This window comes from Enterobacter sp. SES19 (genome assembly GCF_011765665.1).
Lineage (GTDB): Bacteria > Pseudomonadota > Gammaproteobacteria > Enterobacterales > Enterobacteriaceae > Enterobacter > Enterobacter pseudoroggenkampii.
The window spans coordinates 1,264,238-1,284,661 of sequence record NZ_CP050320.1; the positions used below are offsets into that span (position 1 = coordinate 1,264,238).

General features: G+C 59.6%; 22 protein-coding genes. 12 read left to right on the top strand and 10 right to left on the bottom strand.

The features are described from left to right. Positions 1-6: 6 nt before the first annotated feature. The 5 genes from GXP72_RS05905 (at position 7) to GXP72_RS05925 (ending at position 4,541) form a co-directional block, all read left to right on the top strand. Positions 7-861: an isochorismatase gene (locus GXP72_RS05905; protein ID WP_208763601.1), complete on the top strand. Its 855-nt coding sequence runs from the start codon at positions 7-9 to the stop codon at positions 859-861. A gap of 5 nt (positions 862-866) precedes the next feature. Beyond that, positions 867-1,613 (top strand): 2,3-dihydro-2,3-dihydroxybenzoate dehydrogenase EntA, encoded by a 747-nt coding sequence (gene entA / locus GXP72_RS05910; RefSeq protein ID WP_208763901.1) that lies wholly within the window; start codon positions 867-869, stop codon positions 1,611-1,613. 1 nt (position 1,614) lies between these two features. Next, on the top strand, positions 1,615-2,028 hold the full coding sequence (gene entH / locus GXP72_RS05915) for a proofreading thioesterase EntH (RefSeq protein WP_048993150.1): 414 nt from the start codon (positions 1,615-1,617) through the stop codon (positions 2,026-2,028). A gap of 149 nt (positions 2,029-2,177) precedes the next feature. Then, on the top strand, positions 2,178-4,283 hold the full coding sequence (cstA, locus tag GXP72_RS05920) for a pyruvate/proton symporter CstA (RefSeq protein ID WP_024906987.1): 2,106 nt from the start codon (positions 2,178-2,180) through the stop codon (positions 4,281-4,283). 60 nt (positions 4,284-4,343) lie between these two features. After that, the gene (locus GXP72_RS05925; RefSeq protein ID WP_006809671.1) at positions 4,344-4,541 is read left to right on the top strand and encodes a YbdD/YjiX family protein; all 198 of its coding nucleotides are present in this window, start codon (positions 4,344-4,346) and stop codon (positions 4,539-4,541) included. Here the strand turns inward: GXP72_RS05925 and GXP72_RS05930 are convergent. The 4 genes from GXP72_RS05930 to GXP72_RS05945 form a co-directional block, all read right to left on the bottom strand. Continuing rightward, positions 4,538-4,942 (bottom strand): helix-turn-helix transcriptional regulator, encoded by a 405-nt coding sequence (locus GXP72_RS05930; protein WP_045909615.1) that lies wholly within the window; start codon positions 4,940-4,942, stop codon positions 4,538-4,540. The genes GXP72_RS05925 and GXP72_RS05930 overlap by 4 nt on opposite strands. Further along, positions 4,914-5,219 carry a type II toxin-antitoxin system RelE/ParE family toxin gene (locus tag GXP72_RS05935; RefSeq protein WP_032649596.1) on the bottom strand — a complete coding sequence of 102 codons (306 nt, stop codon included), beginning with the start codon at positions 5,217-5,219 and terminating at the stop codon, positions 4,914-4,916. The genes GXP72_RS05930 and GXP72_RS05935 overlap by 29 nt, the downstream gene beginning before the upstream one ends. 183 nt (positions 5,220-5,402) lie before the next feature. Continuing rightward, on the bottom strand, positions 5,403-6,146 hold the full coding sequence (locus GXP72_RS05940; RefSeq protein ID WP_024906989.1) for a 3-oxoacyl-ACP reductase family protein: 744 nt from the start codon (positions 6,144-6,146) through the stop codon (positions 5,403-5,405). 57 nt (positions 6,147-6,203) lie between these two features. Further along, positions 6,204-7,292 (bottom strand): oxidoreductase, encoded by a 1,089-nt coding sequence (locus GXP72_RS05945; RefSeq protein ID WP_208763602.1) that lies wholly within the window; start codon positions 7,290-7,292, stop codon positions 6,204-6,206. Between the two features lie 159 nt (positions 7,293-7,451). On the opposite strand from GXP72_RS05945, the gene GXP72_RS05950 reads away from it, so the two are divergent. The 4 genes from GXP72_RS05950 (at position 7,452) to GXP72_RS05965 (ending at position 12,361) form a co-directional block, all read left to right on the top strand. Beyond that, complete coding sequence (locus GXP72_RS05950; protein WP_208763603.1) at positions 7,452-8,954, top strand: sugar ABC transporter ATP-binding protein; 1,503 nt, start codon at positions 7,452-7,454, stop codon at positions 8,952-8,954. Then, positions 8,951-9,946: an ABC transporter permease gene (locus GXP72_RS05955; RefSeq protein ID WP_208763604.1), complete on the top strand. Its 996-nt coding sequence runs from the start codon at positions 8,951-8,953 to the stop codon at positions 9,944-9,946. Before GXP72_RS05950 ends, GXP72_RS05955 begins: the two co-directional genes overlap by 4 nt. A 19-nt stretch (positions 9,947-9,965) precedes the next feature. Next, the gene (locus GXP72_RS05960) at positions 9,966-11,030 is read left to right on the top strand and encodes a sugar ABC transporter substrate-binding protein (protein WP_208763605.1); all 1,065 of its coding nucleotides are present in this window, start codon (positions 9,966-9,968) and stop codon (positions 11,028-11,030) included. 89 nt (positions 11,031-11,119) lie between these two features. Continuing rightward, a complete protein-coding gene (locus tag GXP72_RS05965; protein WP_208763606.1) occupies positions 11,120-12,361 on the top strand; it encodes an LVIVD repeat-containing protein in 1,242 nt (413 codons plus the stop codon). 103 nt (positions 12,362-12,464) lie between these two features. Here GXP72_RS05965 and mtnK read toward each other — a convergent pair whose 3' ends face one another. Further along, positions 12,465-13,664, bottom strand: coding sequence for an S-methyl-5-thioribose kinase (gene mtnK, locus GXP72_RS05970; RefSeq protein ID WP_208763607.1), 1,200 nt, complete (start codon positions 13,662-13,664; stop codon positions 12,465-12,467). Positions 13,665-13,767: 103 nt separating this feature from the next. On the opposite strand from mtnK, the gene mtnA reads away from it, so the two are divergent. After that, a complete protein-coding gene (mtnA, locus tag GXP72_RS05975) occupies positions 13,768-14,784 on the top strand; it encodes an S-methyl-5-thioribose-1-phosphate isomerase (RefSeq protein ID WP_208763608.1) in 1,017 nt (338 codons plus the stop codon). Positions 14,785-14,826: 42 nt separating this feature from the next. Continuing rightward, positions 14,827-15,297 carry an SRPBCC family protein gene (locus tag GXP72_RS05980; RefSeq protein ID WP_032649582.1) on the top strand — a complete coding sequence of 157 codons (471 nt, stop codon included), beginning with the start codon at positions 14,827-14,829 and terminating at the stop codon, positions 15,295-15,297. Between the two features lie 96 nt (positions 15,298-15,393). Here GXP72_RS05980 and GXP72_RS05985 read toward each other — a convergent pair whose 3' ends face one another. From GXP72_RS05985 to GXP72_RS05995, 3 genes are read right to left on the bottom strand one after another with little or no spacing between them, the layout of a single operon-like run. Further along, the gene (locus GXP72_RS05985) at positions 15,394-15,936 is read right to left on the bottom strand and encodes an acireductone dioxygenase (protein ID WP_023315605.1); all 543 of its coding nucleotides are present in this window, start codon (positions 15,934-15,936) and stop codon (positions 15,394-15,396) included. Continuing rightward, positions 15,933-16,622: an acireductone synthase gene (mtnC, locus tag GXP72_RS05990; RefSeq protein WP_024906997.1), complete on the bottom strand. Its 690-nt coding sequence runs from the start codon at positions 16,620-16,622 to the stop codon at positions 15,933-15,935. Before mtnC ends, GXP72_RS05985 begins: the two co-directional genes overlap by 4 nt. Further along, entirely contained in the window at positions 16,619-17,233 is a 615-nt protein-coding gene (locus GXP72_RS05995) for a methylthioribulose 1-phosphate dehydratase (RefSeq protein WP_208763609.1), read from the bottom strand. Before GXP72_RS05995 ends, mtnC begins: the two co-directional genes overlap by 4 nt. Before the next feature lie 123 nt (positions 17,234-17,356). Here GXP72_RS05995 and GXP72_RS06000 point away from each other — a divergent pair, with 123 nt between their 5' ends. After that, positions 17,357-18,517: a pyridoxal phosphate-dependent aminotransferase gene (locus GXP72_RS06000; RefSeq protein WP_208763610.1), complete on the top strand. Its 1,161-nt coding sequence runs from the start codon at positions 17,357-17,359 to the stop codon at positions 18,515-18,517. Here GXP72_RS06000 and GXP72_RS06005 read toward each other — a convergent pair whose 3' ends face one another. Together GXP72_RS06005 and GXP72_RS06010 are read right to left on the bottom strand one after the other, a co-directional pair. Continuing rightward, positions 18,518-19,144, bottom strand: coding sequence for a ParB/RepB/Spo0J family partition protein (locus GXP72_RS06005; protein ID WP_208763611.1), 627 nt, complete (start codon positions 19,142-19,144; stop codon positions 18,518-18,520). It lies immediately after the preceding gene. Then, the gene (locus GXP72_RS06010) at positions 19,129-20,352 is read right to left on the bottom strand and encodes a phosphoadenosine phosphosulfate reductase (RefSeq protein ID WP_208763612.1); all 1,224 of its coding nucleotides are present in this window, start codon (positions 20,350-20,352) and stop codon (positions 19,129-19,131) included. The genes GXP72_RS06005 and GXP72_RS06010 overlap by 16 nt, the downstream gene beginning before the upstream one ends. Positions 20,353-20,424: the final 72 nt, after the last annotated feature.

Below are 20,424 nucleotides of genomic sequence, written 5' to 3' on the forward strand. Positions count from 1 at the left end.
AAGAGTATGGCCATTCCAAAATTAACCGCTTACGCGCTGCCGACCGCCGCAGAGCTGCCGACCAGCAAGGTGAACTGGGCGTTTGAGCCCGAGCGCGCGGTGCTGCTGATCCACGATATGCAGGAGTATTTCCTGAACTTCTGGGGCGAAAACAGCGCGATGATGCAGCAGGTGGTAGCGAATATCGCCAGACTGCGCGCTTACTGTAAAGCGCACAATATCCCGGTGTACTACACCGCTCAGCCGAAAGAGCAGAGCGACGAAGACCGCGCCCTGCTGAACGACATGTGGGGGCCGGGCCTGACCCGCTCGCCGGAGCAGCAGCGCATCGTCAGTGAACTGACGCCGGACGAAGCGGACACGGTGCTGGTGAAGTGGCGCTACAGCGCGTTTCACCGCTCGCCGCTGGAGCAGATGCTGAAAGAGACGGGACGAAACCAGCTGCTGATTACCGGCGTGTACGCCCACATCGGTTGCATGACCACCGCCACCGACGCCTTTATGCGCGACATTAAGCCGTTCTTCATTGCCGACGCGCTGGCGGACTTTACCCGTGACGAACATCTGATGTCGCTGAACTATGTGGCCGGACGCTCGGGCCGCGTGGTGATGACCGACGAGCTGCTGCCGTCCATTCCGGCATCGAAGGCCGCGCTGCGCGAGCTGATCCTGCCGCTGCTGGACGAGTCCGACGAGCCGATGGATGACGAAAACCTGATCGACTACGGCCTGGACTCGGTACGCATGATGGCGCTGGCCGCCCGCTGGCGCAAAGTACACGGCGATATCGACTTCGTGATGCTGGCAAAAAATCCAACAATCGACGCCTGGTGGGCGCTGCTTTCCCGCGAGGTGAAGTGATGGGACTGGATTTCACCGGTAAAACCGTCTGGGTGACGGGCGCGGGGAAGGGGATTGGCTACGCGACGGCTCTGGCGTTCGCCGAAGCCGGCGCGCAGGTGACCGGGTTCGATCTGGCGTTTCCGCAGGATGATTACCCGTTCGCCACCGAAACGCTGGACGTGGCGAACGCCGCGCAGGTGCATGAGGTGTGCGGGCGCGTGCTGACAACGCTTGAGCATCTGGACGTGCTGGTCAACGCGGCGGGCATTCTGCGCATGGGGGCAACTGACCAGCTCTCGCAGGAGGACTGGCAGCAGACCTTCGCGGTCAACGTCGGCGGCGCGTTCAATCTGTTCCAGCTGACCATGGGCCAGTTCCGCCGTCAGCAGGGCGGGGCGATAGTTACCGTGGCGTCCGACGCGGCACACACGCCGCGCATCGGCATGAGCGCCTATGGCGCATCGAAAGCGGCGCTGAAAAGCCTGGCTCTGACCGTCGGGCTGGAGCTGGCAGGCAGCGGCGTTCGCTGTAATCTGGTGTCGCCGGGCTCAACGGATACCGATATGCAGCGCACCCTGTGGAAAAGCGACGATGCGGAGCAGCAGCGCATCCGCGGCTTCGGCGAGCAGTTTAAGCTCGGCATTCCGCTGGGCAAAATCGCCAGTCCGCAGGAGATTGCCAGCACGGTGCTGTTCCTGGCATCCGATGCCGCCAGCCATATCACCCTGCAGGATATCGTGGTGGACGGCGGCTCCACGCTGGGAGCGTAAGATGATCTGGAAACGTCATATACCGCTCGAGGAGCTGAACGCGACCAGCCTGAACACCCTGGTGGCGCATCTCGGCATTGTCTATACCCGCATCGGGGACGACACGCTGGAAGCGGAGATGCCGGTGGATGCGCGTACCCACCAGCCGTTTGGCCTGCTGCACGGCGGCGCCTCGGCGGCGCTGGCGGAGACGCTGGGCTCAATGGCCGGTTTTCTGATGACCCGCGACGGGCAGAGCGTGGTGGGGACGGAGCTGAACGCCACGCACCATCGCGCGGTCTCCCACGGTAAGGTGCGCGGGGTGTGCCAGCCGCTGCATCTTGGGCGTTCGAGCCAAAGCTGGGAGATCGTGGTCTTCGACGAGCAGGGGCGGCGGTGCTGCACCTGTCGGCTGAGTACGATGGTGTTGGGCTAGCCCAGGCAGATCAAAGTGATCGGCTTAACACTGTGGTGTAAATCTCTGGTTTGACCACGCATTATTGCGTTTCAAAGTTGTTAAATTTTTCCGGTTGTTCTAGAAACAAAATGTAACATCTCACTGTTTCACAACAACGGACAACAACTATGAACAACTCAGGGAAATACCTTACATGGGCAGGGCTCTCCGTTGTGGGAGCCTTTGCCCTGGGCTATATCGCCCTCAACCGGGGGGAGCAGATCAACGCGCTCTGGATCGTTGTCGCCTCCGTCTGCATTTATCTGATCGCGTACCGTTTTTATGGCCGCTATATCGCAAAGAACGTGTTAGGCGTTGATGCGACGCGCATGACGCCAGCCGTCCGCCACAACGACGGGCTGGACTACGTGCCGACCGACAAGAAAGTGCTGTTCGGTCACCATTTTGCGGCGATTGCCGGGGCAGGCCCGCTGGTGGGTCCGGTGCTGGCGGCGCAAATGGGTTACCTGCCGGGGATGATCTGGATCCTCGCCGGGGTGGTGTTGGCGGGGGCGGTACAGGACTTTATGGTGCTGTTTGTCTCCACCCGCCGCGACGGACGTTCGCTGGGTGAGCTGGTGAAAGAGGAGATGGGGGCCACCGCCGGGGTGATTGCGCTGGTGGCGACCTTTATGATCATGGTGATCATCCTCGCGGTGCTGGCGATGATAGTGGTGAAAGCGCTGACCCACAGCCCGTGGGGAACCTATACCGTAGCCTTTACCATTCCGCTGGCGCTGTTTATGGGGATCTACATTCGCTATCTGCGCCCGGGGCGCATTGGTGAAGTGTCGGTGATTGGTCTGGTATTCCTGGTGTTCGCCATTATCTCCGGCGGCTGGGTGGCGGAAAGCCCGACCTGGGCGCCGTTCTTCGACTTTACCGGCGTACAGCTGACCTGGATGCTGGTGGGCTACGGCTTTGTGGCGGCGGTACTGCCGGTGTGGCTGCTGCTGGCCCCGCGTGACTACCTCTCTACCTTCCTGAAAATCGGCACCATCATTGGGCTGGCGATCGGCATTCTGATTATGCGCCCGACCCTGACCATGCCTGCGTTAACCAAATTTATCGACGGCACCGGCCCGGTCTGGACCGGTAACCTGTTCCCGTTCCTGTTTATTACCATTGCCTGCGGCGCGGTGTCCGGCTTCCACGCGCTGATCGCCTCCGGGACGACGCCGAAGATGCTGGCGAATGAAAATCAGGCCTGCCTGATTGGCTACGGCGGCATGCTGATGGAGTCCTTCGTCGCCATCATGGCGCTGGTCTCGGCCTGTATCATCGACCCGGGCGTGTACTTCGCGATGAACAGCCCGATGGCGGTCCTGGCGCCTGCCGGAACCGTTGACGTGGTGGCCTCCGCCGCGCAGGTAGTGAGCGGCTGGGGCTTTGCGATTACCCCTGATACGTTGACGAGCATCGCCAGTGAAGTGGGCGAGCAGTCGATTATCTCCCGTGCGGGCGGGGCGCCAACGCTGGCGGTCGGCATGGCCTACATCCTGCACGGCGCGCTGGGCGGGCTGATGGACGTCTCCTTCTGGTATCACTTCGCCATTCTGTTCGAGGCGCTGTTTATCCTGACGGCGGTGGATGCGGGAACCCGTGCGGCGCGCTTTATGCTGCAGGACCTGCTGGGGGTGATCTCCCCGAACCTGAAGCGTACCGATTCGCTCCCGGCTAACCTGCTGGCGACGGCGCTGTGCGTGCTGGCGTGGGGCTACTTCCTGCATCAGGGTGTGGTCGACCCGCTGGGCGGGATTAACACCCTGTGGCCGCTGTTCGGTATCGCCAACCAGATGCTGGCAGGTATGGCGCTGATGCTCTGCGCGGTGGTGCTGTTCAAGATGAAGCGCCAGCGTTACGCCTGGGTGGCATTAGTGCCAACCGCATGGCTGCTGATTTGTACCCTGACGGCGGGCTGGCAGAAAGCCTTCAGCCCGGACAACAAAGTGGGCTTCCTGGCGATCGCCAACAAGTTCCAGGCGATGATCGACAGCGGTAAGATCCCGGCGCAGTACACCGAGTCGCAGCTGTCGCAGCTGGTGTTTAACAACCGTCTGGACGCCGGGCTGACCATCTTCTTTATGGTGGTGGTCGTGGTGCTGGCGTTGTATTCTCTCAAGACCGCGCTGGCGGCGTTGAAAAACGATAAGCCAACGGCGAAAGAGACGCCGTACGAGCCAATGCCTGAAAACCTGGAAGAGATTGTGACCCAGGCGAAAGGGGCGCACTAACCTTTGTGCCGGGTGGCGGCTTCGCCTTACCCGGCCTACATTCCCTGTGAGATCAGAATCATGTTCGACACCCTTTCCAAAGCCGGTAAGTACCTGGGCCAGGCCGCCAAAATGATGATTGGCGTGCCGGACTACGACAACTACGTCGAGCATATGCGCGTCAACCATCCGGACCAGACGCCAATGACCTACGAAGAATTTTTCCGTGACCGTCAGGACGCCCGCTACGGCGGCAAGGGCGGGGCGAAGTGCTGTTAACCCTCTTTCGGGAGATAGAGGCTGATCTGCTCCTGCTTACAGCCGTAGATCGCCGCCAGCTTTTCGCGGGTGCGTTTTTGCGGACGGGAGTCCAGCGCTTCCAGCTGTGACACGGCGGACTGGCTGATACCGAGTTTCTCCGCCACCTCCTGCTGGGATAACCCACGCAGAATACGCCACGCGGCCTGCAGGCTGACGTTCTGCCAGGTCATGATGCTGCACACTTCTCCGGGCAATTCCACGTCATCCAGACTATCGTGTTCGACCTCAATATCCTCCAGATCGTCATCGGTTTCGTCGTCAATTTCTGACATCTGTAAGAGCATACGAAAATATTCGTGATAGGGAATAACGGCGTACTGCGTTTTCCCGTTATCGTCCTTGATTAGCTGTACAGCCATATGTGGCACTCTCCTCATGCAGGTAAGTCGTTGAAGTTCTGCGCTTGACGGCCAAAACATAACAATGGTCATCGGGATCGTCCCGAAGCGTATAGATGATGCGGTAATCGCCAACGCGTAGCCGGAAATGATCTTCTGTCGCCGATATTTTTTTGATATCGGGCCGGGGAGCCGAGCGGTCATCCAGCTCAGTAAGCTTTACCTCAATGCGCCGCTGATACCGCTCTTCAATCTTTGAAAACGCCTTCTTTGCACCATTGGACCAGACAATCTTCATCCGTACCTCCACTGTACGCCCACACAAAATATAAGGAAATAATAAGACTATTAGATAAATTCCGAATTTCTAATGGGGTACTGTAGAGCGGAGAAAAACCGGGAGAAAGCGGCAAAACGTGAACCGTCGAGGGTGCTCGGGAAGGCCTCTGCCGGACGACAGAGGCTTGCAGGAAATGTGCGATCAGGCGTTCAAACCACCGTCCACGTCCAGACCGGTACCGGAGATCTGCCCGGCAGCCGGGCTGGCGAGGAAGGTGACCGCCGCCGCGATGTCTTCCGGCTGGCCGTAGTGACCGACCGCAATCATCTGGCGCTGGGCTTCCGCCTGTTCGCCGTCTTCCGGGTTCATATCGCTGTTGGTGGGGCCGGGGTGCACCAGGTTTACGGTAATGCCGCGCGGTCCTAAATCACGGGCCAGACCGCGGGTGAGGGAGTTAAGAGCGGACTTCGTCATCGAGTAAACGGCAATGCCCGGCATCGCCACGCGGTTTGCCAGACAGCTGCCGATGTTGATGATGCGCCCGCCGTCGGACATGTGCACCAGCGCTTCCTGAATGGCGATCACCACGCCGCGGATGTTGACGTTGATAAGGGCGTCAATATCTGCCAGCGTCATGGACTCCAGCGGGCCGCCGCGCGCGATCCCGGCATTGTTGACCAGAATGTCCAGCCCGCCAAGGGAACGTGCCGCATGGGTGACGGCATCCTGAATCGCCTGCGCGCTGGCGCTGTCCGCCTGCACGGCTTCGCTGTGTCGTCCCAGCGCCTTAATCTCATCGGCGACCGCCTGGGCTTTATCGGCCGATTTTTCATACGTAATAATCACATCCGCACCGGCGCGCGCCAGCGAGAGTGCAATAGCCCGACCCAACCCGCGGCTGGCACCGGTAACCAGCGCCTTTTTACCTGTTAAATCGATCTGCATGATGACCTCGTTGCAAGAGTAGAAAGAATCATCATTAGGTATAGCCTGTCGGCGCGATTAACGGCTGAAGGATTCCACTTTCTCAAACGCGGCGCGCAGAACGTCAGGCGTTAACGCAACCGGTAGATAGTGAATCGACTCCACCGGGCGCAGGGTGTGAGCAATGACCTTATCCAGCGCTTCCCGGTTATTGATGTCGACGTCCAGCTCGCGAAGCGTGGTCGGCAGGTTAAAGCGCTGGTACGCCGTCACCAGCTGCGCCAGCACGTCGTCCTGGCCGAGCAGGGCGCTCTGCACCAGAATGCCGTAGGCCACCTTGGTACCGTGGAGGTATTTTTCCGTCTGCGGCAGCACGGTTAAACCATTGTGCACCGCATGCGCCGCCGCCACGCGGGTATAGCGTTCGCCCAGACCGCCGACCATCCCGCCGCCGGCGATAATCGCATCTACCACGTCCCGGAACGCCTGCGTCTGTTCGCCGCGCTGCTGGTCGGCCAGCGCTTCCTCACTGTGCTCCAGCAGCACGTCGCGGATCGCCAGCGCGCCGTTGATGCCCAGCCGCACGGTCAGCGGCAGGTTCTCCGGCTCAGGTGTCAACACAACCGCTTCGTACCACTTCGCCAGCGTATCGCCGATACCCGCCAGCAGGTATTCAGCCGGGGCGTTAAGGACGATCTGCGGCTCCACCAGCACCAGGTAGTTGGCGTCGTCGAAGATCTCAAAATGCAGCGCCTGACCTGCATCGTTGTACCAGACGGAGAGCGGGGTCCACGCCGCGCAGGTGGCGGCAATGGTGGGGATGCCCACGAACGGCACGCCCAGACGACGCGCCACGGCCTTGACGGTATCCAGTACCGCACCGCCGCCCACGCCAATCACCACGCTGGCGTCACTGCCGGATTCGTTCACCAGATGGGTGACGTCGCGCTCGCTGCAGTGACCTTTAAACAGCAGGTGTTTCGCCCCCGGCGCGTGAAAGCTCTCCGGCAGGAAAGGGCGCGCGCCGTCGATAGCGCGCTCGCCGTAGATCCACACCGCGCGGGAAAGCTGTTCCGGGGTAAAGAAGTCATTCAGATGCGCAAGGCTTCCGGGATGGGAGAAGTAGTTCGCCGGGCCAGGCACGACGCGGATATCGGTGTTGCTCATGGTGTTGTCCTTTTTTAGCAAGCGCTAACCCGATGTTATGTCTGGACATCCGGATGGCTAATAATATTTCGCTTTAACTTATGCCTTTTCCGTCGTTGTCAGTCAACCGGAGCTGTGAAAAATTCGATAAATCAGAAGAGTAATGAAGGATTTACGCGGATGGTTTCCAGTCGCCTTGAAATGCGCGGTATCAGCCTGGCCTTTTCCGGGTTTCAGGCGCTGTCGCGCGTGAATTTCACCTTAACCGGCGGATCGGTACATGCGCTGACCGGCGCCAACGGCGCGGGGAAATCGACGCTGATGGCGGTGCTGTGCGGGACACACGACCACTATGAGGGCGAAATCTCCATCAATAACCAGCCGGTAAGCATCCGCGAGCCGCTCGATGCCAAACGGCTGGGGATCCACCTCGTGCAGCAGGAAGTGGACGTGGCGCTGATCCCGGGGTTAAGCATCGCCGAGAACATCATGCTCGACCAGCTGGCGCAGCCGGGGCATCGCTTCCGCTGGCGTGCAATCCGCCAGCAGGCGAGACAGGCGCTGGCGCAGCTGGATGTCTCTCTGGACGTACGCCGTTCCATCGACAGCTGCACGCTTGCCGAAAAGCAGCAGATTTTGCTGGCGCGTGCCCTGTCCCATCACTGTCGTTTTTTGATTCTTGATGAACCCACCGCGCCGTTGGACGCGCACGAGAGCGAGCGCCTGTTTGCCGTGGTGAGACGGTTAAAGCAGCAGGGCATCGGCGTGGTGTTTATCTCCCACCGCATTCACGAGCTGAAGGCCATCTGCGACACCCTGACGGTGCTGCGCGACGGCAAGCTGATCGAGTCCGGCCCGATGGCCGATCTTAGCGGCGAAGCGATCGTCGAGAAGATGCTCGGCCACGTGCTGAGCGATATCTACCCGCCCGCTCGGCCGCCGCACGGCGACGAAACGCTGCTGCGGGTGGACGGTCTGCATGACGACGCGCTGCTGAAAGATATCTCCCTGCACCTGCGCAAAGGCGAAATTCTCGGGATTGCCGGGCTGGCGGGGGCGGGGAAAACCGAACTCTGCAAGGCGCTGTTTGGCGCCAGCAAAAGCCGCGTGGCGCGCGGTGAGCTGAATCACCAATCCTGGCAACCGCGCGACCCGGCCGACTCGGTGCTGCGCGGCCTGGCGCTGGTGCCGGAAGAGCGGCGCAAAGAGGGCATTTTTATCGACGAGCCGGTGAGCATGAACCTTGCCGTGTGCGCCGATAACAGCTTCTCGCGCTGGAGCCTGTTTGGCCATCGTCAGGCGTGGCGCTGGGCGGAGGAGGTGATTGCCCGCGTCGGCGTGCGCGCCCGCGGTCCCGGGCAGGTTTTGCGACGTCTCTCCGGCGGCAACCAGCAGAAGGTCGCCATCGGCAAGTGGCTGCGCAATGATGCGAGCGTGCTGATCTTCGACGAGCCAACCAAAGGCGTGGACGTGAAGGCCAAAACCGATCTGTTCCAGCTGATTGACGGCCTGGCGCGCGAGGGCAAAGGGGTCATTTACGCCTCGGGCGAGTTTGCCGAGCTGGTCGGGCTGTGCGACCGCATCTGCGTGCTGTGGGACGGGCGCATCGTGGCGGAAATCGCCGGAGCCGAAGCCCGTGAAGAGACACTACTTTATTATTCAACCGGAGGAACGGCGTCGTGAGCAAGGCCCTTTCAGTAAACGCGACGGCGTCTGGCCGTCAGCAGATTTTCGATTTTCTCTACAAGTGGGGCATGCTGTTAACCGTCGTCGCGCTGGTGGCCGTCTTTGGCCTGGCGTCGGACAGCTTCCTCGATCCGAACAACATCATCAATATTCTGCGCTCAATCGCCATCGTGACGGTGATTGCCGTTGGCGTGTCGATATCATTGACCATTGGCGGGTTCGATCTCTCCGTGGGATCGACCGCCTCACTGGCGAATGCGCTGGTGATTTCCCTGTTCGTCTGGCACGGCTTTGGTACCACCGAGTCGATTCTGATCACCCTCGCGCTCTGCACGCTGGTGGGGCTGTTTAACGCCTTTCTTATCGTCATCCTGCGCATTCCGGACATGCTCGCGACGCTGGCCAGCCTGTTTGTGATCCAGGGCGTGGCGATGACCTACAGCTACGGCGGATCGATTACCGAGAACATGGTGCTGCCGAGCGGCGACATGGCGGAAGGCACTATTCCGGCGGCGTTCAGCCTGCTGGGGCAGGTGCCGACCATCGTGATCGTCATGCTGGTGGTGACCGTGCTGGCGCAGCTTGGGTTGTCGCTCACCACTCACGGTCGTCGGATGTACGCCATTGGCGGCAACCCTGAAGCCGCGCGTCTCTCCGGCATTCGCACCACCCGCTACAAGGTGGCGGCCTACGTGATCGCCTCCCTGCTGGCGGGCCTGGGCGGGATTTTGCTGGCCTCGCGCATCGGTTCGTCGCAGGTGAACGCGGGCGGCGGATACCTGATGGATGCGGTGGCGGCGGCGTGGATCGGCTTCTCGCTGGCCGGGTCCGGCAAACCGAACGCGCTGGGAACTCTGGTCGGGGCGGTGATTCTCGGCGTGCTGTCGAACGGGCTGGTGATGCTCTCCGTGCCGTATTACGCCATGGACATTATAAAAGGGCTGGTGCTCGCGGTAGCGCTGGCGATTACCTACATACAAAAACGCTGACAACACAACGGGATAAAAAATGAAAAAGATTGCACTCTCTTTGGTGGCACTTGGGTTGCTCACGGCTCTGCCAGGCTTCGCGGCTACGCCCGCGCCGCTTCCGGCGGCCATTGCCAACCATGACGGCCCGATCCGCATCGCGGTGATCCGTAACCTCGGCTCAGACGACAACACCACGCAGTTTATTGCCGGGGCAATTCAGGAAGGGAAGAAGCTCGGCTTTAAGGTCAGCACTTTTTTAAGCAACGGCGACGACGCTAAATTCCAGGACTTCGTGAACCAGGCCATCAGCCAGAAGTACGACGGGATTATCCTTTCTCAGGGCCGCGATCCGTACTCCACCGCGCTGGTGAAGAAGGCGGTGGACGCCGGGATTAAGGTCGCCGTCTTTGATACCGCCGTTAACGGCGAGATCCCGGGCGTGACCGTCACCCAGCAGGACGACGCCTCCCTGACGAACCTCTCCTTCGGCCAGCTGGCGAAAGATTTCAACGGCAAGGCCAATATCGTCAAGCTGTGGGTGGCGGGCTTCCCGCCGATGGAGCGTCGTCAGGCGGCGTATAAAGAGTTGCAAAAACAGTACCCGGACATCAAAGAGCTGGAGTCTATCGGCGCGGTCTCCTCTGACGTGCAGGGCGACACCGCCAACAAAGTGGGCGCGATCCTGGCGAAATACCCGAAAGGTAAAATCGACGCTATCTGGGGAACCTGGGACGCCTTCAGCCAGGGCGCGTATAAGGCGCTGAAAGAGAACGGCCGTACCGAGATCAAACTCTACAGCATCGACATCTCCAACCAGGATCTGCAGCTGATGCGCGAGCCGGGCAGCCCGTGGAAGGTGAGCGTGGCGGTGGATCCGAAGCTGATTGGCGCGACCAACGTGCGTCTGGTGGCGAATAAGATTGCCGGAGAAACCACGCCTGCGACCTACGATTTCAAAGCGGCGGCCATTCCGCAGGCGCTGCTGACCGCCCGGCCGGGCGCGGTGAACGTGGCGTCGCTGGGGAAAATCATTCCGGGCTGGGGCCAGACGGAAGATTTTATCGCGCCGTGGTTTGCGACGCTGGAAGCGAAGAATAAATAAAACCAAGCCGGGTGGCATCAGGTGCGGCCTGATGCCCTCACCCCGGCCCTCTCCCACGGGGAGAGGGGGAAAACCAACAGGAGCTAACGGTGAATCATTTACCCCCTCCCGAATACAGCCGCAATATGCGGCTGATTGGCCATAGCGATCAGGGCGGTCGCCCGGACGGCGTGCAGCTGATGGTGCACCGCGGTTTCGCCTGGATCGGCCATATGGTGTCGCAGGGCTTTTCGGTTGTCGACGTGCGCGATCCGAAGAACCCGAAAGCGGCGGGCTACGTGCCCGCGCCGCCCGGCACCTGGAACGTGCACCTGCAGGCGCATGATGACCTGCTGCTGGTCATCAACGCCCGGGATCTGTTTGCCGATGCCCGCTTTGCCGACGAAAAGGTCTACTACACCCGCCAGGTGGGAGAGACCGTCAGCGACGTGCAGGACAAAGGCTGGAGCGCCGGGCTGCGAGTGTTTGATATCTCCACGCCGGACAGGCCGCGCGAAATCGGCTTTCTGTCGCTGAACGGAATTGGCATTCACCGCATCTGGTACGTCGGCGGCCGCTGGGCGTACGTGTCGGCGCTGATCGACGGCTTTACCGACTACATCTTTCTGACCATCGATCTGGCGGACCCGCGTAAGCCAGAAGTGGCCGGGCGATGGTGGCTGCCGGGGATGAACCAGGCCGAAGGGGAACAGCCGAACTGGCCGGAAGGGAAACGCTACGCGCTCCACCATGCGATTATTGCCGGCGATACCGCGTACGGCAGCTGGCGCGACGGCGGCCTGACGCTGCTGGACGTGAAGGATCGTACCCAGCCGAAGCTGATTAGCCACCGTAACTGGAGCCCGCCGTTTGGCGGCGGGACGCACACCGCGCTGCCGCTGCCGGACCGCGATCTGCTGGTGGTGCTGGATGAAGCGGTGCTCGACAACCAGGAAGACGGCGAGAAGCTGATCTGGCTGTTTGATATTCGCGAGCCGTCGAATCCGGTCAGCATCTCTACCTTTCCGCAGCCGGACGAAACTGACTACGTGGCGAAAGGGGCGCATTTCGGGCCGCACAACCTGCACGAGAACCGGCCGGGGAGCTTTGTCAGCTCCACGCTGATTTTTGCCACGTATCAGAATGCGGGCGTGCGCGCGTATGACATTTCCAATCCGTATCGTCCGGTTGAAACGGGTGCGCTGGTGCCTGCCGCGCCGGCGAAAATGATGGATACCCGCCCGAATCGCCCGCAGGTGATCCAGTCGTGTGACGTGTTCGTGGATGCGCAGGGAATTATCTACAGCACGGACTATAACGGTGGGCTGTCGGTGATTGAGTATTTGGGGTGAGTGCGGTTTGATGCCCTCACCCCGGCCCTCTCCCACAGGGAGAGGGAGAAAATCAGAATCGTAGGCCCGGTAAGCGCAGCGCCACCGGGCACAAAGCCGGCACTCAGCTGTACTGCCGTACCCGCGCCACCAGATCTTCCGCGTTGTCGATACGGTCAGCAATAACAATCAGCGCCTTGCCGAGCGTTATCGCGTGGCGAAGGCATTCGTGGCGCATCGCCTCGTCCTGAATGGTGTCGATATCCGCGACGTGGGAAAGCCCGACGCTGCGGCGAATCAGCTCGGTGCCGCAGAATCCAATGGCGTCATGCCAGACCTTTTTCAGGAAGGCGGAGGCATAGCCCGGCACGCTGAGCGCGGCATCGCGCGTTTTCTCGTGTGCCAGCGCCTGGAAGCGCTCCGCGAAGGTGTTCCACAGTTCCTGAATATTGGTCAGGCGCTGCTCGCGGGCGGCGGCGGCATCGCGAATGCCCAGGTGCCCCGGCAGGCCGCAGAAGTTCAGCAGCAGGTTGCCGATGGCGGTGCCGACGTCAAAGCCAATCGGGCCGAAATAGCCGAACTCGGCGTCGATGGCCTTCAGGCTGCCGTCGGCCACAAAAATCGAGCCGCTGTGAATGTCTCCGTGCAGCAGGGCTTCCGCCTGAGAAAAGAAACGGTGCTTGAGGGAGGCCACGGCAATTTTCAGCTGGGCGTCGTCGCGCAGCGCGGCGACGTCATTTTCCAGTTCGGCCGGGTAGCTGTTGCGTTCGTGGATCTGGTACGGATCGTTGAAAAACAGATCTTCGGTGATCTCGCACATCTCCGGATTGATGAATTTTGCCACCTGCGCTTTTTTCTCGTGCGGGTGCAGGTAGAAATCACTGGTGTGGAACAGCGCGTGCGCGAGGTATTCACCCAGCTGACGCGCCGCCTGAGGGTAGTAGATGTTGCCGATCAGCTCGCCGCGCCAGATGCGATGGCTGGAGAGATCTTCCATCACCATCACCGCCAGCTCCGGGTCGAAGTGGTGGATTTTCACCGTGTGCTGCGGGCTGTGCCGGTAGTGCTCGACCAGGGTTTGCGCCTCCAGACGGGCGCGGTCCAGCGTCAGCGGCCAGGACTCGCCGACGCAGCGCACGTAGGGCAGCGCCTGCTTAACGATGATGCGGCTCACGCCCGCGCTGTCGAAGATTTTGAACACCAGATTGAGGTTGCCGTCGCCTACCTCCTGCGCCTCCACCAGCGATGAAGGATCGTCAAGGCCGCCAAACTGCCTGGCATACTCCACGGCGTCCTGAGCGGTAAAGGTACGGTATTGCGACATGGCCTGCTCCTCACGGTTTGCTAATAAAGACATGTAGACGTCTATACATCTGGATTTCATCCTGACACAATGTGCTACAACAACGCAACAGGGAATTAACGACATGCAGACATTACAGACGACCAGCCTGCGGGTAGCGGATAATCAGCTCTTTATTCTCGACCAGCAGGCCCTTCCGCAGGAGAAACGCTGGCTTGATGCCTCAACGGTAGAGGCACTGGTCGGGCATATTCACGCCCTGCGGGTGCGCGGCGCGCCGCTGATTGGTCTCTCTGCAAGTCTGCTGCTGGCGCTGCTGGCGGAAAACGGCAAAAGCCGCGACGAGCTGGCGGTTGCGCTGGAAACCCTGCGCGCATCCCGCCCGACGGCGGTGAACCTGATGAACAACCTTGACCGCATGAAGATTGCGCTGTGGCAGGAAGAGTATGTTCCGGCGCTGGTCGCGGAGGCGCTGCGCCTGATCGACGAAGACAAACGGCTCTGTGACGCCATTGCGCAAGCGGGCAGCGCGCTGGTGAAGCCCGGCAGCCGCCTGCTCACCCACTGCAACACCGGCGGGCTGGCAACGGCAGGCGTCGGTACGGCGCTGGGCGTGATTGCTCGCGCGCATCAGGAGGGCAAGGTCAGCAACGTCTGGGTGGATGAAACCCGTCCGCTGCTGCAGGGGGGAAGATTAACCGCCTGGGAACTTGGCGAGCTGGGCGTGCGGTATCAGCTGATTACCGATTCCATGGCCGCCAGCCTGATGGCGAAAGGGCAGGTGGACGCCGTGTGGGTGGGCGCAGACCGCATTGCCGCCAACGGCGACGTGGCGAACAAGATCGGCACCTATTCCCTGGCGGTGCTGGCGAAGTTCCACGGCATTCCGTTCTACGTGGCCGCGCCGCAAACGACCCTCGATCCGGACTGCCCGAACGGCGACGCGATCCCGATTGAGCAGCGCGCCGCCAGCGAGGTGAAGGGCGTCGCCGGAAGCTTTGGCGCGGTGCAGTGGGCGCCGGAAAACGCGCAGGTCTACAACCCGGCGTTTGACGTTACGCCAGCCTCGCTGATTAGCGGCTGGGTGCTGGATACGGGCGTGGTCACGCCGGACGCGGTGGCAAACGGGAAATTCGCCTGAGTCGGGCTATTCTTTAAGGGGTTTCCCTGAGAGGACAATATCGTGACGCTCGATCCTGAAACAGACTTAAAACTGGAGCGCGTGGTGGATGCCCCGCGCGACCTGCTGTGGCTTTGCTGGACTACGCCCGAACACATCAAAAACTTCTTCATTCCTGCTCCCCATAAGGTGACCGAATGCGACCTCGATCTGCGGGTGGGCGGACGGTTCAACACCGTGTTTGAGGTGGACGGTCAGCGGATGGATAACCGGGGTGTGTTCCTTGAAATCGACCCGGGGAAAAAGCTGGTCTTTACCGACGGCTATACCGAAGGCTGGAAACCGGCCGAGAAGCCGTTTATGACGGCGATTTTATTGCTGGAAGATGTCGGGGAGGGCAAAACGCGCTATACGGCGATTGCGCGTCACCCCACGAAGGACATCCGCGAGCAGCACGAGCAGATGGGCTTCCACGAAGGGTGGGGGATTGTGTTGGATCAGCTGGTGGAGTATGTGAAGGGGTTGAAGCGTTGAAGCTCGAGCGGCCTGATGCCCTCACCCCGACCCTCTCCCACAGGGAGAGGGAGCAAACACTAAAAACGGCAGCTATAGCTGCCGTTTTGCTTTTACCTATGCCAGCCGTGGATACGCGTCCGCGATCGCATCACCCGTAAACTGGGCCACCCAGCCTTCCGGATTGTCGAAAATACGAATCGCCGTAAAGTTCGGCTCTGAGCCCATATCAAACCAGTGCGGCGTGCCCGCAGGAACGGAGATCAGGTCGTTTTTCTCGCACAGCACCTGATACACCTCATCGCCAATGTGCAGGCAGAACAGCCCTGCGCCTTCCACGAAAAAGCGCACTTCGTCTTCGCCGTGGGTGTGCTCGTTCAGGAACTTCGCGCGCAGCGCCTCTTTCTGCGGGTTGTCGGCGCGCAGGCTGATCACGTCCCAGCTCTGGTAACCCTTCTCTGCGACCAGCTTGTCGATCGCATGTTGATACGCCGCGATCACGGCTTCAGGCGCGGGATCGTGTCCTAAATCGCGATCCGCCGCCCAGCGTTCAAACCGCACGCCTTTCGCGTTGAGCTGTTGGGCAATCTCGGCGGCGTCGGTACTGTGCCACTGGTGTTGACTGGCGTCTTTATCGGAATAAATGGTCAATGCGCTCATGAAGGGATCTGTTCCGGGTTAATCTCGTCAAACTGGTGGACCTGATGGTGGTGGCTTGCGCCGTCATCATCACCGCGAATCAGCTGCAGGGTACGAAAACCTGCCTGTTCAGCCGCGTCCAGCTCCTGATGAATATCGGAGAGGAACAGGATCTGCGACGGGGCGATGCCCGTTTGCGCCGCAATGTTCTGATACGACTGCACCTCGCGCTTGGCGCCGATGTGGGTGTCGAAATAGCCGCTGAACAGATGAGTAATATCACCTTCATCGCTATAGCCAAATAACAGTTTCTGCGCAGCAACGGAGCCAGAGGAATAAACATAGAGATCAATCCCTTGCGCTTTCCATTTTTCCAGCGCGGGCAGCACGTCCGGGTAAAGATGTCCGGTAAAGTCGCCGTTGACGTAGCCGTCGTGCCAGATGATCCCCTGCAGCGCTTTTAGCGCGGTAGACTTGCGGTCTTCATCCATAAAGGCAAACAGGGCGTCGATAAGTTCGCTGACGCTGGCGTGCGGATTACCGATTTCATCACGCAGGTTGTCCAGAATGGATGTGACCGGCTCGGCGTACTGCTGCGCGGTCACGAAGGCCGCCAGCCGCTCACGCGCGTAGGGGAATAAAACATCATGGACAAAACGAATATCGCTGGTGGTGCCTTCAATATCCGTCACAATCGCGCGAATCATACTCTCTCCAGTTGTCGTAAACGCATTTCACATTCAAACAGGAATTCCAGTCCTTCCAGATGACGGCGGGCTTCGGCCACATCGCGTCCCCAGCAGGTTAAGCCATGGCCGCGCAGAAGAAAACCATAATTAAGCGGGCGTTCCTGCGCGTAATGGGCGATTCGCGAGGCGAGGGCGTCAATGTCCTGGTCGTTATCGAAGACCGGGATAGCCACCGTATCCAGATGCGTGGTCTGCCCGGTGAGGGATTTTTGCATCTCAAAGCCGCTGATGTTGAGCTCGGCTTCTTTGACCAGACGCGAGAGCACCGTGGCGTTGACCGTATGAACGTGCAGGACGGCGTTGGCCTCAGGGAACAGACGATAGATAAGGGTGTGTAGCCCCGTTTCGGCTGATGGCTTACGACCAGACGGCGCGCGGTTGGTGGCGATCTCCACCTGGAGAAAATCCTTCGTCGTCAGGCTGCCTTTGTCTTTGCCCGATTCGCTGAGCCAGCAGAGGCGTTCGTCCTGACGCACCGACATATTGCCCCCGGTGGCGGGTGCCCAGCCTTTGGCGCCAATCCAGCGGCAGGCGTCGACCAGATGCGTGAGTTGCAGGTTGTCTGTCATTTTCCTTTTACCCTCTCGGACAGGAATATTCATATTGTTTAGACGTCTAAGCGTCTTGATTGCCAAAGACTAACATCGTGTTATAGTGGCAGCAACATAAGTATTACAAGCAGGCACAACACAATGAGCATTAACGCATTGATTCCGCAAAGTAAACTTCCCAATCTCGGTACCACCATCTTTACGCAGATGAGCGCCCTGGCGCAGCAGCACAACGCCATTAACCTTTCTCAGGGATTTCCGGATTTCGACGGGCCGACCTATCTGCAGGAGCGTCTGGCGTACCACGTGGCGCAGGGGGCGAATCAGTATGCGCCAATGACGGGCGTGCAGGCGCTGCGGGAAGCCATTGCGGACAAAACGGCTGAGCTGTATGGCCATAGGCCCGATGCCAACAGCGACATCACGGTGACGGCAGGGGCGACCGAAGCGCTGTATGCGGCGATTACCGCGCTGGTGCGGGCGGGCGATGAAGTTATCTGCTTTGACCCGAGCTACGACAGCTATGCGCCTGCGGTTGAACTCTCCGGCGGCGTGGTGAAACGCGTGGCGTTACAGCCACCGCATTTCCGCCCCGACTGGCAGGCGTTTGCTGCGCTGCTGAGCGACAAAACCCGGCTGGTGATCCTGAATACCCCGCACAATCCGTCGGCGACGGTGTGGCAGAAAACGGACTTCGCCGCGCTGTGGCAGGCGATTGCCGAACGTGAAATCTACGTGCTGAGCGATGAAGTTTACGAGCACATCTGCTTCGCAGAAGAGGGACACGCCAGCGTGCTGGCCCATCCGCAGCTTCGCGAGCGCGCTATCGCCGTCTCGTCGTTCGGTAAGACCTACCATATGACCGGCTGGAAAGTGGGCTACTGCGTCGCACCGGCCGCCATTAGCGCTGAGCTGCGCAAGGTGCATCAGTACCTGACCTTTGCCGTGAACACGCCGGCTCAGCTGGCGCTGGCGGATATGCTGCGCGCGGAGCCCGAGCATTATCGCGCGCTGCCGCGTTTCTACCGTGAACGTCGGGATCTGTTCGTGACGGCGCTGAGTAAAAGCCGCCTGGAAATTTTGCCGTCTGAAGGAACCTATTTCCTGCTCGCGGACTACAGTGCAATTTCCGATCAGGATGACGTCAGCTTTTGCCAGTGGTTGACAAAAGAGGTGGGGGTGGCCGCCATTCCGCTGTCGGTGTTCTGCGCCGATCCCTTCCCGCATAAGCTGATCCGCCTTTGCTTTGCGAAGCAGGAATCGACGCTGCTGGCGGCGGCAGAGCGTTTGAACACGCTCTGATTATTTCACCGTCCAGGCTTCGGAATAGCGACGGTCTGCAAACAGCATCAGCAGACCGTTGATTTGCTTGAGACGCAGAACCTCGTCGCTGTCCATCCCCAGCTCTTTGCCAATTCGCTCATCGTTCCAGCCGAGCTGTGCCAGTTCGCGCACGATATCCGACATGGCGTTAATCTGGTGCCGACCCCGCGCCCGGTTGTGACGGATCGTGGCGGCCATACGGTCATGCTTTTCCTGTCGATCCTGGCGCAGGCAGGTGACGGGGAGATATCCCCTGAGCTGACGCTTCAACGTCGCCCGAGTTTTGCCGATTTCATGGCGGTGGAAACCATCCACAATTTCGTAATGTTGCGGTTCACTTTCCGTCACGACAATAGGTTGGGTGAATCCATCGAGTTCCAGCGACTTGCTGAGCAGCCGTTTTTCTGGAGGGGCAACGTTATTGGGGTTGTAGTCGTTAGCGGTAATCGCGTCCTGTTTGATCCAAAGCACGCAGTCTATCGGTTGCTCACGAAAAGGACTGTTTCGATGGATCGCTTCACGAAAAGCATTGATGGCGTTAATCCGATCCTCTTCGGGAAGAGACTGCAGGTACGTTTCGATCTCGGTGATTAATCGTTGTCGCATAATATGCCCCACTCCTTGCGTTTCGCCTTCACTCTTTCACTGTAGCGCTGATAATGTTTGGGTTTATTTGGGCTGAACGACAGCGCTCTGCACCAGTAGTCGTTATTAAGGATAACCTTGCAAATACGGCGCCATGAGGGAATGTCTTTGGCACCAATATCACCGTCCTGGGTGTCGGGAATATCCTCTATGCCTTTCTTCTGATACCAGCGCAGATAAATGGCGATTTTATTGCGGTAATGCTCAGCCGTATTTTGCGGCATGCTGTCGAGCAGCAGCAGGGCATATTCGCGCCAGCAGAGGTGATCGGGTTTCAGGATTTTCCGGTGACCATAAAAGTGGTTATCGTGCCCGGCGTAAATTCCTCCGCTGCGTACGCCGCTCACGCGCTCGCACATGGCCGCCCAGCGATCGGGCTCAACAACATGGTAGAGCCATAATCCCTGACGCTGCTCCGGACCAAAGGGCTCACAAATACGCATATAGCGGGGAGGCACGCCAGCCTGGAACATCAGGTCATAGAGTGGGTTATAGCAACATCCCGATTTGGCGAACCAGGTCCAGATATCGGCGGTTTTCCAGTCATAGAGAGGGTAGATATACCAGGCATGTCCCCCCGGGGCGACGGTTGTCCAGGGTTTATCATCGGCAAACCGTTGTTTACGCGCTGACGCGATAGCCAGAAAACGGTTGTAAGATTCATCGGCGCGGATGCCAATCATCACCGCCGCCGGGCGATTGCGAGAGAACCAGTCGGAGAAGCTGCGAACAAAAGTTTCAAACGTCATGCCGGGCTGGTAGAAGGGAAAAAAAGCGGGATCGGTTATCGCACCGTCAGGGGGCTGGCGGACCCATCGGGTGCCGGGTTCCCAGCATTGCCATTCCGGCTGAAATTGCGACAGGGAATTTTGCGTTGTCAGGGGAAGCGCGACCCACCAGAAATGGCCGATGATATCGCTGTATAACTCGCGCATACGTTCAACATGGGTGATGGTATGGCTAAACTGCGCTTCCCAGTCGATAAAGAGAACGTCTATTTTTATATTCATCTGTCGCGCCTGCCGGGCAACCAGGTGCAGCATGGTGGTGGAGTCTTTACCTCCTGAAAAAGAGACACAGATCCTCGGTAAATTTTCGAGAGTCCATTTTATTCGTTCCCGAGCCGCAGAAAGAACATCCTGATTAAGAGGATACTTATAAATTGACATATTTGTTCTCATCCTGAGGAATAAATACCAGACGTTAGTGTCAATACTAGAGTGAGAATGATATCAGTCAAT